Genomic DNA, 15244 nt, shown 5'->3' with positions numbered 1-15244 from the left:
CCGTTTGCGGACATATAGGAAAACGCTAATTGTCCGCTGGATTATTAGGGAAATATTAGCAGGGATGAAGCGTTGTATCAGTCGCCGCCACCACAACCTCCGCCGCAGCTGCTTCCACAACTGCTGCCGCTGTCTGAGCTGCTGTCGCTGTCATTATCATTGTAGCGCCGGCCGGAGCCGCTCCCCCAATCGCCACCGCAGTCGCTGGAACAACTGGAGCTGGAACTAGAGCACCCTATATTAGACGCGCAATGGTCATTGCGACCTGTACAATCCAGCGAATAGTAAAAGCCATCGGGAATTTTCAATTCCGCATCCAGGGCGAACAGAATGGGCAACGCCTTGGGCCGCAGAGGATCAATGTTCTCCCTTAAACAGCTCAAGCGCCAGGCCAGTTTCACCCCATACTGCACATTTGTAGCTTTGCCCATACCTTCCGCTGGCGTGTGATGTAAAAAGCGCCCAAAAGCTTCGTCGCAGAATTTTTCATAACGACGGGTGAACAAAATAAATTCGTGCCAGGCGACATCCACTACCTGCGACGGCATGGACACCATTCGTCCATTCGCCATGCGGCAGATATGAAAGTATTCACGCAGACCAGTGAGAACTCTTTCGACCTGCGCAGGGGTCAAATGCGGATATTTCCTCGCGATACGCCGATCAATGGTGGGAGGGAAACGGTAGTTATCGATAAATCGGACGCGTCTATTGCGCACCGCTTTGCGATACTGCTGATAACCAAAATAGGAAAGACCCGCCAGGACAGCAAGTACAAGGACATTAATCAGATAATTCAAGGCAGCCTCCTTAACAACGCCGGTGCCCATTATCCACATCCTTGCCCTACCCGAAAAGAGAAAGGGGCGATAAATCGCCCCTTTTACATAGAGTTAGAGAATAATCCCCAACTATTTCTCAATATTGATGGGTAAGGATTTTGATTTGTCGTCATATTCAGCTCTAACGGTAATAGATGTACCGCTGTATCCGCTGAAATCATTCTTCATGGTGAGTTTGCCATCGCCATTGATATCCGCGATTTCGTCGCCGGTAGTAATTTCCCAGTCCGCTTTAGAGGAGATATTGGTCTTGGAATTGTCAGTGTATACCTCATAGAAGCTTAACTGCCGCACCTCACCTTCTTCCAGAGCCGTCTCGCCTTTGACGTCGGACAACTCATAGTGGGAAATCTCCAAAACATTTACTTTAGTGTCCGCAGAAAGACCGCCGCATGCCGCCGTGACGGTTGTTGTACCCGTGGACACGCCTGCGACCTTACCGCCATCAACCGTGGCCACGCCCGTGTTGCCGCTGGTCCAGATAGCATTGGAGGTGATGCCGACGTTGTTGGTTCCGTCGCTGTAGTCGCCACTGACTGTCAGTGTCGTGCTGCCGGACTTGCTGACCGAAACCTCGCTGCCTTCATTAATCTTCAAAGAGGCCAGCGTATCGTTGACCGTGATAGGCAAGTCCGTAGATTTTACTGCACCCCGGCTGACAGACACATTTACGTTGCCGCTGTTATGGGTCAACAGCGTGCTACTGTCGCTGCTAATCGTCGCCACGGCGCTATCACTGCTAATCCAGGATAACCCTGAAACAATTGGACGCTGAGAGCCGTCGGTGTAGGTTCCCGTTGCGCTCAGGGTCAGGCTGCGGCACTCATCTACTTCGGAATCGCTCGCGCTCGCCTCAATAGTGGATAAGGTGGCGTCAGACACCGTAACCGTCAGTTGCGCGTTGAGGTTCACCAGTGATGCGGTAATCACCACATCCTGATTGCCAACCGGGGTTCCAGTCGTCATTTTGCCGGCATTGTCGACTGTCGCCAGAGCGCCATCGTCAGTGCTCCATTTCACTTTACTGGTGATGTCCTGGGTCGAGCCGTTATTCAGCTCCGCCACCACCTTCAGCTGCCAGCTCTCATTAGGCTCAAACAGCACTTTGTCAGAGGTAGAAGTCAGGGTCAGACTCTTAGCGTCCAGTTTTCCTGCATCGACCGCGTCATTCAACGCATCCGTATCGCCAGAGCCTCCGCCGCAGGCGGACAGCAACGCAGAGCACAACGCCAGCGCGGCAAAACCGGCTACAACACGGGTTTTTCTGAGGTTAGAAATCATATTGCAATCCCAGACCAAAGTTTCTGATCTTCACGCCATCATCTTCAAACACATGATAGTAGCCAGCGGACAGTTTCACGCTGGGATAGGCTCTGAGCGGCTCTTCCAACCTGATCGCCAGACTGGTTCCATCGAATGAGAGATCGGAAGTTTTGCCTCCCACTTCGGTTTCCAGCTCAGTGGCGACGTAACCGACTCCCAATGTCAGCAACGTGGTGTCGCTCAGTACGCCGGTGTAAGTCAAATAACCGCCCGCCATGCTGTTCAGCTCCATATTGACGTTCGCTTCCTCGGAATCAGTAACGCCTGTAGAGAATAAAGCTTCCAGACCAACGCCGTTTTCAAGACGTCCGCCCAAACGAACATTGGCTGCAGGGATGTAAAATTTTTCGGAGGAGGCTTTCACCATTCCTACGCCCCCATCCGCTCCCACATACCAAGTTTCCGCCAGAACTGGCGCAGAGAAACAGGCTAAGCAAGTAAAGATACAAGTTATTTGACGCATTGGACTTCTTTCCGTGATTGGTTTTGGGCAGTGCCAAGACTGCAGAAAAGTAAAGGTATATTATGGAAATCAATCAGCTATTGCTAATTACAAAAACCGGCTTAAACAAGTTGTAATAATTTACTGAAGCGGTAGAGGAAAATCAGGGAAGGGGTTAACCGCCTGAGGCGCGCAATGCGTCGCCGGCAGGCGGTAATATAGTGCTGGGTTTATCAGTAAGCACTATAGGTGGGCGTAAATTACCTTGAATGCCGCTTAACGTCCAGCGTAAAACGCTTAAGCCAATTGATAACGCCGAGCAGGTCACATGTTATTTAGCCTGTACTTTTCGGCTCTCCACCACACTGTTTTAAAATAATTTTTAGCCTAAAAAACCTTTTTGATGGGCTTCATGCAGGCGACCGCTGATCATCTCCCACAGTGCTTCATTGAAGTCGGCCAGGATTCCCGTTTTCGACAGCACTTGTTCCAGACGCACGCCATTCTCCACCCAGCTTTGACAGCCGTTATTCAGGTTGATCAATACCGGCATCAATCGATCCATGGCGTAGGCGTAGCGAGACTCTGGGGTCCGCCTCTCTTCATATTCCAGCCACAAGGCTTTGAATTCGTTCCCCACTTCCGACGGCAGCATTCCGAATATCCGTTCCGCCGCCTTCATTTCATTTTCCGTGTCCGCATGGGCGGCGGAGAAGACAAACTTGTCGCCAGCGTCAATTTCCACCACGTCATGCAATAACAGCATGCGCACGACCCGGTTGATATCCACCTTCTCTTTCGCGTAACTCTCCAGGGACATCGCCAGCACCGCAATTTGCCAACTGTGCTCAGCCGAATTTTCCCGGCGATCGGTTCCAATCACTTTGGTCATGCGATTGACGCTTTTCAGCTTTTCCAGTTCGATGATGAAACTGAAAATCTTCTGCAGCTCTACTTTCATGAATGCCATTTCCTCGTCACTGTCATCTTAGGCGGCCGTTAACGCGGCGGAGTATATCCCTTTAACGTCATAGCAGACACCTCAACAAGCGGAACGGTCACATTTCCGGTGTGCGGCAAGTCCCATTTCTGCGGTTTCACGCCAGAAATATATTCTTTAATTTCACATACATACAGATACATACCCGGTCAAAACCATTAACTTGCGTTGGCTTATGGTAACGCCCCGGCAGGCGCGTCACAGTTTTACGGAAACTGCCTTTAACCCCTCCTTCATGATGCCTATTCTGCGCCCAACGAATGAGCTGAGCGGTACTTTCGAGAGTTATTAACCCGATATCCATCGTCCCATTCATGGGCAGAACATAAGCAGGTATAGCATCATGTACAAGGAGATCTTCGCCACCCGTTCACACACATTTTCTTCTATCCGCAACAACTGGAAAGCGGCTTTCAATTCTTTGCTCATCAGCGGAGCCATCGTCGCTTCCGGCGCCGTCTCCAGCACAGCCAACGCCATGCAGAGTCCGAACCTGTCAGGTATTTACTGTAGCTGCAGCCCAACCACTGAACGCAACTCCTCGGTATTCCACAACGCCGGAGAAATCGAATACATGGACGGCGTACTGGTGCGCATCAGCTGGGCTCTGCTGGAGCCAACCCCCGGGGTCTACGACTGGAGCCGCCTGGACAGCCAGCTGGCGAAAGCGCAACAGGAAGGCGTAAAAATCGCGTTGGCGATCACAAACGGAGCGGAGGCGCCCTCCTGGCTGAAGTCGGAAGGCGCGCAAACCCTGGACTACCTGTTCCGTAGCGTGTATCCCAAAAGCATGCCGTTGCCATGGGACAGCGTTTTCCTGGATCGTTATTCGCAGTTCATCGACGCCCTGGGTCAACGCTATGACGGCAATCCCAACATCGCGCTGGTGCACATGACCAACTCCACTACCAACGGTTTTGAAATGCAGTATTTCTTCGACCGTGATACAGAGAACCGTTTCAGATCCATGGGGTTCTCCAACGAGGCGCTGGTGGAATCCTGGAAGCAGATTATGGACGCTTACGACGACGCGTTCCCCAACACTAAACTGGACGTGGAAATTCATCCGGTATTCCGTAGCCCGGTAGTGGCTCAGGAAGTCGCCGCCTACGGCCACGCCAGCATCGGTCAGAGATTTGGTTTGTTCGCCGCCTGGTTCAGCGAAGAGAACGCGATGACCGCCTATCCGGACATGTACAATTTGCTAGTGTCCGCTCAGGCGACCAGCTTCGCAGCAGTGCAGATCGTTGGCACCGCGTCTTCCGACCGCGCCAACATCCAGCTCACCGAAGAAGAGTTGCTCGGCTCCATTCAGTTCGCGCTGGATTCCGGCTTCAACTATATCGAAGTCTGGGCGGCTGACCTGAAGAGCGACGCTCTGAGCGACGATCTGACGCTCGTGCACACCAGCATCCAACTGGCGTCAGAATAGCCCCCCCCCTTCGGCGAGGCTTGCCGAAACTCTCTCCACAAGGAATCAGTGACCATGGCGACCTGTAAACACGCAGGGAACGGGATCATTTTGTCCCGTCAACACGACGCCGGTCCTCTTCAGGGCTGGCGTCCCTGCGTCAACCAGGAGTGAACCGTATCCGCCGCTCACCGCGACGATCAGTTCATTGGGAATGGTTCTTCACGTATGCTTCCACGTCAAACCAGAGCGATTCGTCATCCAACGGCGTCTGTTCGGTCAGTAGCGGATTATGCAGCTGAAATATACGACGATGTTTGAAGTCCACCGCCTGCAACGCGCGGCGATGGGGCTCAAATCCATACAGCAGACGTTCGAACTTGCCATTATCGATAGCGTTGCGCAGTCCCAGACGTATCCGTTCCGCCAAATCGACATCCTCCCGCCGCACAAAGAAGTAAACCGCCGTTGGGTAATGCAGAAGAATACTCTCTTCCACCATCAAACTATCCTGATCATAGGCGGCCAGCTCATCCCAGGCTTCCAACACGCTGCGCGGGAAGTAGTCAAAGCCGCCCTGCGCCAGCAGTTTGAACAATCCCTTGTACCAGGAGCTGGTGTTCAGGCGATAGCCATTAGCCTGCAGGATCTGCGCATCAGGCCAGTCGTGGCCCTGATAGGCCAGCAACGCCTGGAGCTGCTCAGGCTCAGTGATCGCATTAAATTTGTAACGGTCTTCTTTACGGATGACCAGCACCCGATAGCCGATCAAACCTTGCATCAAGGGAATACGGATGGCGCGAAAGTTGGTTTCTCTCTCTTCAGAGGTCATGGACCAGACCACATCGACCAGCCCTTCCTGCAGGCTTTTAAACGCCCGCCCTTGCGACATAGGGGCCTGGATCTGCTTCATCTCGTAGGGGCCCACCTTCGATGCGGACTCTTCCAGCGTCAGATGCAGCACGCCAATGAAGTAATTTTTGCGGATATCGCCAACGTCTTCCGGCCCCACATGGCGCACCACCACGGGTTCCGCGCTGAGGACAGCGGATACGCCCAAACAACAGCTAAGACACAGACATAACAGATAACGCACATGGCTCCCCGCTCTGCGGCTCGCTCGCAAAGCTCTGTCATCCGTCCTGAATTCATTACAAAACCCACTGACCCGCATTGAAAATCTTCTCAGCAAGTCACAGGCATTATTTTTCAGTATAGAACAGAGGAGGAAATACTCTCGTTATGGACGCCAGGAGCCTCGACACAGTTGGTCGACCCGCTTGAGAAGTGTGGGGATGCGGTGCCTGCCGCTCATTGCAAAAATCCAGTCCCGAGCCTGAGTCAGTGGGACGCCCACGGCGGAAACATACAGAGGTTTAAGGCTGTCGCCGCGTAAGATTTCACGGTCCTGCGGCGTGTCCAGAAAGGCTTTTTTCGCCACGCCAATGACCGGAATACGTTGTTGCAACGCGTTATGCAGATGCATGCCAAGTCCGGGGCGATCATCCGCGCCCAGCGTGACATAGCCGTCCACAACAATGATATCGACGGATTCGGGAATCACGTCCAGCAACTGCAAAATGCAGGGCAGCTCACGCTTGTAGAACTGGCCAGGCTCATAATCCTGCACTTCGCTGACATGCGTCAGCACCGCTCGCGTCGGCTCCGGATCGCTCCAGTCTTTGAACAGCACGCCCGCCACGGTTGCGCCGCCATCGTCTTCGTATTGTACGTCTACAGCTAGAATCAATGTTTCACCTTTTCCCGACCCACTATTTTTCCTGATTCACTCGTTTTCCTGACCCACTACTTTTTCTGAACGACTATTTTTGGTACGACTATATAAGGCATCAGTTTCGCCATATTGCGGGCGTCGTCGATACCTCTGTGATGACAGCCTTCCAGGGACAAACCGACAACGCGCAAGGCGCCCGCCATGCCATACTTTTTCTTGAGCCCTTGCGTCTCTGAGAACTGCTTCTTGATATTGAGATGCCCGCTGGCGAAAGGATAGGCGACCCGATGATATTGGCAATCCTGCTCGAACTGACCTTTATCGTAATCCCCCCAAGAGCAAAACAGATAATTGGGGTAATGGCGCATCCAGTCTTGCAGAGACTCAATCGCCTCCGGGTAAGTCGGCGCGTCATCGACTTGCTTTTGCTTGATTGTAGTCAGCCCACGACAGAAGTCCGTTAACTGCGGGTGTCGCACTGGCCGAATAAAGGTCTGGAACTCATCCACCACCGCCAGGGACGCGGCGTCCACCATCACTGCGCCAATTTCAATGGTTTCCATTTCCCTACGGGGAACGGAGCCCTGGTCGCAACAGGTGGCCTCAAGATCAATGATCAGGTAGTAATCAGGTTTTACAGGTAAATCCATTTTAATACTTCTTCAATAACTTCTAATGTCAGAGATAAAGCCGTCGCAGTCTCAACTGCGCGTACGGCGACGGCGTTATCTTCGGATTTCGCGAGGAGTCAGCCTCCTTCGCTGTTTTTGCGTACGCCAAAGCAATGTTCCATTGCCGGGAACTCGCCGGAGCGCACTTCATGAGCGTACCTGGAGAAGGCCTCTTTAATAGGCTGGCTCAAATCCACGTAGCGTTTGGCGAATTTGGGCGTATAGCCCGAAAACAGACCAAGTATATCCTCGGTCACCAACACTTGGCCATCGCACTCCGGCGAAGCGCCGATGCCGACGGTAGGAATGCTCACCGCCGCGGTGACTTTGCGCGCCGCCTCTTCAAACGCGCCCTCCACCAATAAGGCGAATGCGCCCGTGTCTTCAAAGGCCCGCCCCAGTTTGATGAACGCGTTGATTTCTTCCTCAGTGCGGATCTGCGCCTTGAACCCGCCCTGCACATTCGCGTGCTGCGGCGTCAGGCCAATATGGGGCATCACCGGGATACCCCGACGCACCAGAAAATCGACGGTTTCCAGTAACTCCTCGCCGCCTTCCATTTTCACGCCCTGCGCCTGGGTCTCCACCAGAACCCGGGCAGCATTGCGATATGCCTGTTGCGGCGACTCCTGAAAAGTCCCGAATGGCATATCTACAATCACACAGGCTTTGCTGACTCCCCGGGTCACCGCCGCGCCATGGTTGATCATCATGTCCAAAGTGACGGACATGGTGGAGTTAAAGCCGTAGGCCACCATGCCTGTGGAGTCGCCGACGATAATCAAGTCCACGAACTCATCCATCATTTGCGCCATGGGCGTCGTGTAGGCGGTCAGGGAAACGATGCTTCCCCTGCCTTTCATCGACCGTATCTGCGGAATAGTGATGCGCTTTCTGTCAACGTGCGTGCTCATAAACCCTCCCAGGTCCGTCGCCTTTGCTTATTCAGTGTTTTCAGTTATTTGCATGGGATGGTTATTTTTATTTGGGCAAAACTATAACGAATTATTATGTTTTCCCCAATAACATCGACTATGTCGACGCAAGCATCGCAGTCATTGCGGAAGCGAGCCCGGCGATACATGCTAAGCTAGAATCTAAGGCTTGTTGACGATACAGAAACGCCATCAGGTCTGCGGCGAAGAAAGCGGTTCCCCGCGCAAACAAAGACAGACTTCAGACATGAAAAACGCTGGACGGCCTAGCCGCTGGCGCCGAACTCAATGTAGCGGAACTCTTGGACGAAGCGATTTATGAACAGCCAGCCTGGGATAAAGGAAGGCGCTACTCTTGACCGCCCCATGCAACAGCCTGATAGCAGCGGCCTCGGCAGGTCCAAGTGGCTGTATCGCTGCGCTGCGCTGATCATCACGGTTGGCGTCATCGCCGCCGGCTTTTATATCGACCGTCTCAACAACATTCGTCATGAGCAGGAAGTCCGCAACGACGTACTCAGCCAGTTGAGCGTGGTGCGCGCACGCCTGGAAGGCGCCATCAGCAGCAATATCCAAACAGTTCGTGGTCTGGTGGCGGCCATCAGCGTTGAGCCGGACATGAACCAGGATCGCTTCACCGAGTTCGCACACCCCCTGTTCGATGGCCGCGCGCAATTACGCAACATCGGCGCAGCGCCGGATATGGTTATCCGGCTGATTTATCCGCTGCAAGGCAATGAAGGCGCCATTGGACTGGATTTGAGCGCGACGCCCGACCAGCGAGAGGCCGCCGAACAGGCGCGACATTCCGGCCAACCGCTGGTGACGGGCCCTGTCAAACTGGTGCAGGGAGGCTACGGATTTATCGGGCGCATTCCTGTTTTCACTTACTCCGAAAGCGGTAAAAAAGAGCGCTTCTGGGGGCTGGTGTCCGCGGTTATTGACGTCGAGGAGCTATATAGAGCCAGCGGCCTGACCAGCGCAGCCCAGGGGCTGGATATCGCTATCCGCTCCGCCTATAACAACGACACGGACAGCGACGTATTCTATGGCGATCCGGAAATTTTTCACGCCAACCCGGTTATCGCTGAAGTCACGCTGCCCAACGGGGCCTGGCGTATCGGCGCCACGCCCCAGGGCGGCTGGCCGCAATTGGCGGAAGGCGCCATCGCACTGCGCATCAGCGTCCTCACAATCGGGCTGCTGATATTGACGCCGACGCTACTGGTGTTCCGGCAAATACGCAAACGCCATGAAAATGAAATGTTGCTGCGCAGCCTGTTTGACTTGTCCCCTTTGGGCATCGCCCTCAATGACTACAAAACCGGCGACTTCCTGGAGGTCAACAACGCATTACTGGGCCCGACGGGGTACACCCGCAAAGAGTTTCTCATGCTGAGTTACTGGGACATCACCCCCAAGGACTACGAAGAACTGGAGTCGCAACAATTGGAGCAACTCAGCATTCGTGGACGCTACGGGCCCTACGAGAAAGAGTACATACGCAAGAGCGGCGATCGCTATCCGGTGCTGTTGAACGGCGTGCTGATTTCCGATACCCAGGGTCGGGAATATATCTGGTCGATCATCGAGGACATCTCCGAGCGCAAACAGGCGGAGGCGGCAAGTCGCGTCGCACGCCAGCAAATCGAACAATCCCAGAAGGAGTTGCAGAACTTCTTCGATCTCTCCACCAACTTCCTGTGCATCGCCAACACCGAAGGCTACTTCGAAAGAATCAACTTCACCTTCAGCAAAGTGTTGGGTTATTCGGAGCGAGAACTGCTGTCGGAACCCATCGTTCACTTCATACACCCTGACGATGTGGAAAGCACATTGCTGGAGCTGAAAAAACTGGCCCGGGGCAAGCCCGCCATCTCTTTCGTCAATCGTTATCGCTGTTACAGCGGAGAAATCGTGACCCTGCTATGGAACGCCGCCTGTGATCCGGCTTCCGGCAAAATCTACGCTACGGCGGTGGACATAACCGCCCAACGCAATGCGCAAATGGAGCTGACTGAGGCGAAAGAAGCCGCCGAAGCCGCCGCCCGCGCCAAGAGCGACTTTCTGGCTACCATGAGTCATGAGATTCGCACACCGATGAACGGCGTTTTGGGCATGCTTAATCTAGTGCTGCATTCCAAACTTGATTCGGAACAGCAGCGCAAGGTCAATATCGCCAAATCCAGCGCGGAGTCCTTACTGAGCCTGATCAACGACATCCTCGATTTCTCTAAAGTGGATGCGGGCAAACTGGAGCTGGAGCTTCTCGACTTCGACCTGCGCCATCATCTGGACGAGTTCGCCGGCACCATGGCTTTGCGGGCTCAGGAGAAAGAGCTGGAGCTAGTGCTGGATCAAAGCGCCGTCGAGCAATCCATGGTGCGGGGCGACCCCGGACGGCTGCGGCAGATCCTCACCAATCTGGTCAGCAACGCCATCAAATTCACCGCCGAAGGCGAAATCGTCATCCGCTGCCAGTTGCAACCGGAAGAGGATCACCTGCTGTTAACCGTGTCCGTTACCGACACCGGCATCGGCATTCCCGCAGAGAAAATCGGTGGGCTGTTCGAACCCTTCACCCAGGTGGACGCTTCCACTACCCGTCAGTTCGGCGGCACCGGGTTGGGACTGGCTATTTGCAAACGCCTTAGCGAGCTGATGGACGGCGGCATTACCGTCCATAGCGAACAAGGCAAAGGCAGTTGCTTCGAATTTTGCATCCGTCTGCAACGCAGCGAACTGACGCAACCGATTCTTCCCAAAGTGGATATGCGTGCGCTTTCTTTGCTGGTGGTGGACGATAACGCCGCCAATCGCGAAGTGCTCTGCGGGCAGCTCAGAATGTGGGGCGCGCATGTGCTTGAAACCGCCAGCGGCGAAGAAGCGCTCGCCATGTGCGAGGCGAAAATCAATGGCTCTCCCGCCGTTTACGGACGTCCCTTCGACATCGCCATTCTGGACATGCATATGCCGCAAATGGATGGCGCTATGCTGGGACGTGAACTCAAGGCCAACGCGGCTTACCGCAATATGGCGTTAGTAATGATGACCAGCATCGGCCACCGGGGCGATGCGCGTTATTTCGCAGAACTGGGTTTCAGCGCCTATCTGCCCAAGCCGGTTACCGTTGCGGAGTTGAGCGCCGCACTCTCCGTGGTGGCGGAAGGCGGCGATGCGTTGCGTCAGGCCAAGCCGCTGGTCACACGCCATTACGCGCGCTCCCTCCCCGCCAGTGACGCCGCAGAATCGGACACGGCGGAAACGCATCCGCCGATGCAATGGCCAGCGCACAGTCGCCTCTTGCTGGTGGAAGACAATCAGGTTAACCAGGAGGTGGCGCAACTGATGCTGGAGGAAATGGGATTGCCGGCGGATGTCGCAGGCAACGGCCTGGAGGCGTTGGCGGCTCTGCAAAGCGCGCTGGAGGAAGCGCCTTATAATTTAGTGCTGATGGATTGCCAGATGCCGGAAATGGACGGCTATGAAGCCACCCGTCAAATTCGCGCAGGGAAAGCCGGCGAGCATAACCGTCATATCCCCATTGTCGCCATGACCGCCAACGCCATGAAAGGCGATCGCGAAAAATGCCTCGCGTCGGGCATGGATGATTATCTCAGTAAGCCGATCAGCGCCAGCGGTTTGGAGGAAAAGCTCAAGCTCTGGCTGTTCCGCCGCTCCAGCGCCAGACCTGGCCTCCAGATATTAGGCGCCGCATCAGAAGAAGGGGCTGAGGCGGATACCGTAGGTCAGGAGCCATTGCAGCTTTGGGATGAAAAAGCGGCGTTGGAAAGTCTGATGGGGAAACATGCACTGTTGAGTCGCCTACTCGGCGGATTTTGCAGTCGACTGCCGGAGCGCCTGGCGGCGCTGCAGGAAGCCATCAGCGAAAGCGATACCGGCAAAGTGGAGTTCATCGCCCACTCGATCAAAGGCGCGGCGGGGCAACTGCACGCGCAGCAACTGCAGCACGCCGCCAGCGCATTAGAGAACGCCGCCAGCCTGGATGACATCGAAGAAGTTAACCGCCTGCTGCCGGGCTTTGTCTCCGCCAGTGAGCAACTGGCCCGGCATTTCGACCACTACCTCAACACCCGGCCGGTCAGTTAAGCCAAAGAGGCGCTATATAAACCACAGCCGATAAACCGTTGGTTCTATAGCCCGCCGGCTACGTCCAATATTGCTCCCGTGACATAGGACGCTTCCTCCGACAACAACCATAAAATCGCATTGGCCAGCTCTTCCGGCTGGCCGCCACGGCGCATGGGGATATTCGCTTTCACCCGATCCACGCGACCTGGCTCGCCGCCGCTGGCGTGGATTTCCGTGTATACCGATCCGGGCCGCACGCCATTGACTCTCACGCCTTCCTGCGCCAGCTCTTTCGCCAGGCCCACGGTCATAGAGTCTACCGCGCCCTTGGAAGCGGCGTAGTCGATGTATTCCCCTGGAGAGCCCAGTTTCGCCGCCGTGGAGGAGACATTCACAATCACGCCGCCGCAGCCGCCATAGATCGTGGACATGCGTTTGATCGCTTCCCGCGAGCACAGAAAGTAGCTGACGACATTGTTGCGAAAGATGCGCGTCAGCCGTTCGGCGTCCATATGATCCAGACGCATCTGCCGCTCCAGCACGCCGACATTATTAACCAGGGCGGTCACCTTCCCGAGTTCGCGATCCACCGTCGCAAACAAGGCCTGCACGCCCTCCTCCTGAGAAACGTCAGCCTGCACGGCGATCGCTTCGCCGCCGTTATTGCGAATCGCCGCCACCACTTGCTGCGCCGCATCATGGTTGTTCAGATAGTTCACGCACACCGCGTAACCACGAGCGCCCGCCAGCATCGCCGCCGCCGCGCCAATTCCTCTTCCTGCGCCAGTAATAATGACGACTTTTTTGCTGGTTGATGTACCGGACATACTGCGACGACTCCTTAGTAAACGTTTCTCTTATCATCACGACAGACTAAAGAGTAACGTAAAAAGGCGTCCTCGCGGTCAAGCAAAAGGTCTGACTTTTCTTCGAAAGAGCCAATGCCTCTGAATTATCAGAGGCATTGGTTTGGAGGTATTTGGAGGTATTGGTTTGGAGGCAATAAGTTAAGAGGTAGTGGTTAAGAGGTATTGCCGTTTAACAGGCGATTGTTAACACACTATTGCCCGCACTCACTCCCGTTAAGCTTAATGATCGCAGGAACGCTGGCGGAAGCAGCGCCTTTTTTGCCGATGAAGCCGAAGGTGGAGGTTCCTCCATTAGCGGCCAAAGTCCCGTTCCATTGCGTCGCAGGAACCGCGGCGGTCACCCCGGCGCCATCAGCGCTGAAGTTGGCGTTCCAGCCATAGTCGAAGCTTTCGCCCGCCCCCAGTGTCCAGGCCAACTCGTAACCACGCACGGGATCGTCGCTGTTATTGGTGACAGTCACCACGGTATGGAATCCGCCATCCCACTCATTCACCACATCGTAGTAGACCGCGCAGTCCGCGGCGGGCTCATCGCCGCCTTTCTTCACTTGCAGATAGGCGTTCGCCACCGCCGCGTCGGTCTTGGCGTAGACCTTGTTCGCCACGGGGTCGCGCACCGGGCTCACCTCGCCATCCGCGTTCACCACGCCGACTTTGATTTCCGCTCCCGCCGCGTTGACCGCCTGCGCCAGCGCATAAGGCCATTCCGCCGCTGCAGAATCAGCGTCGCCCAGCGCCAAAGGCTGCGCCGGATAGTAAAGATCACGCCCGTCCTGCAGCACCACGCGTACACTGACCTTGTCGCCAGCGGCCAGATTCATTGGCTGCGCAGTGAGCGCGCCTAAGTCCAGCCATGGCGAAGAGCCCGCTGGCAGGTGCGTGATGGCGACGCTGGCGTCATCACTTTCGTCCGCATTGCTCACATGCAGAGAGATAGTGACGCGACCGGCGGTTTCCGGATTGGCCATACGCAAAGTAGCCACTTTCTGGCTGGCCCCTTCCAGTTCATAAAGACCTGGGTTCTGCGACGATACGCTCCATTGATAAGACAAGCCCTCGCCTTGAGATTCGCCAGCGTCCAGACGCAGCTCCCCTGCGCCAGTAAACTCGCTGACATCCGGCGTCAGACCGATTTTTGCGAAAACGTTTTCACCATCGCCCGGATCAGTCCCGTCGAACACCACGTCCACGCATCCATGGAATCGCTCAAAGGTGTATTGATTACGCCCCCACTCCCCATAGATCACGTGCCGACCGCTACGCTCAGGAATTTCGCAGGTCGTGCGGAAACGCGCGTTGCCTTTGTCCGGCTCCACATTGGGATTGGCGTCTGGGTTTTTGTCGTCATAGTTGAGAACGCAGAACGCTTCTTCATCAAAGTCATCCCACGTCAGCGCACGCCCGGATTGAAACTGGAACCCTGGCTTGGTGATCCAGTAGCGAAACTCTTCCGTGTCATCGAAGTGAGGACCCCAGGAAATATTCCAGGTAAAGGTTCTCGGACCTGGACTCATGTGGGAGGTAGGCCAGTCGATAGCGCTGTCCCAGGGAGTGGCGCCACCCTGCCAGGTTTCACTGCCGAAGCCACAGACATGCTCAGGCAACGGGTCCACCACAGCGCGTCCCTGGGCGTGAGTCAATACGCTCATGAACTGGTAACCGCCCACCGGGTCCTGGGCGAAAGCACCGCGGCATTCTTCGTATTCCGCTGTGCCATTGTCGATTTCATCGGGCTTGGTCACGGCGCCGCAATACCAGTTGCGGGAGGGCGGGTCTTCAATCAGGCCGTGGGCGTTAACGCCGCCAGCCAGGCATGCCAGCAATGCGCCGGCGGAGAGGGATCTACAGTTTCTGTTCATTGTTGTTCCTTCCGTAAACTCATTATTTGGCGGTAATGGGCGCGTGTCTTACGCGCTATAAGAAG

At 55.2% G+C, this 15244-nt stretch carries 12 protein-coding genes; 2 read left to right on the top strand and 10 right to left on the bottom strand.

The window, feature by feature from the left end; translation table 11 throughout:
• Nucleotides 1-77: 77 nt before the first annotated feature.
• The 4 genes from ONV78_RS14580 to ONV78_RS14565 form a co-directional block, all read right to left on the bottom strand.
• Nucleotides 78-800: a hypothetical protein gene (locus ONV78_RS14580; protein ID WP_279504089.1), complete on the bottom strand. Its 723-nt coding sequence runs from the start codon at nucleotides 798-800 to the stop codon at nucleotides 78-80.
• A gap of 111 nt (nucleotides 801-911) precedes the next feature.
• The gene (locus ONV78_RS14575) at nucleotides 912-2123 is read right to left on the bottom strand and encodes an Ig-like domain-containing protein (protein WP_279504088.1); all 1212 of its coding nucleotides are present in this window, start codon (nucleotides 2121-2123) and stop codon (nucleotides 912-914) included.
• The gene (locus tag ONV78_RS14570; RefSeq protein WP_279504086.1) at nucleotides 2113-2628 is read right to left on the bottom strand and encodes an outer membrane beta-barrel protein; all 516 of its coding nucleotides are present in this window, start codon (nucleotides 2626-2628) and stop codon (nucleotides 2113-2115) included. Before ONV78_RS14570 ends, ONV78_RS14575 begins: the two co-directional genes overlap by 11 nt.
• Nucleotides 2629-2989: 361 nt before the next feature.
• Nucleotides 2990-3568, bottom strand: a complete 579-nt coding sequence (locus ONV78_RS14565; RefSeq protein WP_279504084.1) for an HD domain-containing protein — start codon at nucleotides 3566-3568, stop codon at nucleotides 2990-2992.
• A 382-nt stretch (nucleotides 3569-3950) separates the two neighbouring features.
• On the opposite strand from ONV78_RS14565, the gene ONV78_RS14560 reads away from it, so the two are divergent.
• On the top strand, nucleotides 3951-5039 hold the full coding sequence (locus ONV78_RS14560) for a beta-galactosidase (RefSeq protein WP_279504083.1): 1089 nt from the start codon (nucleotides 3951-3953) through the stop codon (nucleotides 5037-5039).
• A gap of 184 nt (nucleotides 5040-5223) precedes the next feature.
• Here the strand turns inward: ONV78_RS14560 and ONV78_RS14555 are convergent, their stop codons facing one another.
• The 4 genes from ONV78_RS14555 to panB form a co-directional block, all read right to left on the bottom strand.
• Entirely contained in the window at nucleotides 5224-6114 is an 891-nt protein-coding gene (locus tag ONV78_RS14555; RefSeq protein WP_279504082.1) for a transporter substrate-binding domain-containing protein, read from the bottom strand.
• Between the two features lie 144 nt (nucleotides 6115-6258).
• The gene (locus tag ONV78_RS14550; RefSeq protein WP_279504081.1) at nucleotides 6259-6768 is read right to left on the bottom strand and encodes an endonuclease V; all 510 of its coding nucleotides are present in this window, start codon (nucleotides 6766-6768) and stop codon (nucleotides 6259-6261) included.
• A gap of 56 nt (nucleotides 6769-6824) precedes the next feature.
• Entirely contained in the window at nucleotides 6825-7403 is a 579-nt protein-coding gene (locus ONV78_RS14545; protein ID WP_279504080.1) for an exonuclease domain-containing protein, read from the bottom strand.
• Nucleotides 7404-7501: 98 nt separating this feature from the next.
• A complete protein-coding gene (gene panB / locus ONV78_RS14540) occupies nucleotides 7502-8338 on the bottom strand; it encodes a 3-methyl-2-oxobutanoate hydroxymethyltransferase (protein ID WP_279504078.1) in 837 nt (278 codons plus the stop codon).
• Between the two features lie 339 nt (nucleotides 8339-8677).
• Here panB and ONV78_RS14535 point away from each other — a divergent pair, with 339 nt between their 5' ends.
• Nucleotides 8678-12469: a response regulator gene (locus ONV78_RS14535; protein WP_279504076.1), complete on the top strand. Its 3792-nt coding sequence runs from the start codon at nucleotides 8678-8680 to the stop codon at nucleotides 12467-12469.
• A 44-nt stretch (nucleotides 12470-12513) separates the two neighbouring features.
• Here the strand turns inward: ONV78_RS14535 and ONV78_RS14530 are convergent, their stop codons facing one another.
• A complete protein-coding gene (locus ONV78_RS14530) occupies nucleotides 12514-13278 on the bottom strand; it encodes an SDR family oxidoreductase (protein ID WP_279504074.1) in 765 nt (254 codons plus the stop codon).
• Between the two features lie 233 nt (nucleotides 13279-13511).
• A complete protein-coding gene (locus ONV78_RS14525; protein WP_279504072.1) occupies nucleotides 13512-15179 on the bottom strand; it encodes a lytic polysaccharide monooxygenase in 1668 nt (555 codons plus the stop codon).
• Nucleotides 15180-15244 lie beyond the last annotated feature (65 nt).

The organism is Hahella sp. CR1, from assembly GCF_029813005.1.
GTDB lineage: Bacteria > Pseudomonadota > Gammaproteobacteria > Pseudomonadales > Oleiphilaceae > Hahella.
Note: the sequence above shows the minus strand (reverse complement) of the source record. Positions and strands in the feature narration are given on the sequence as shown.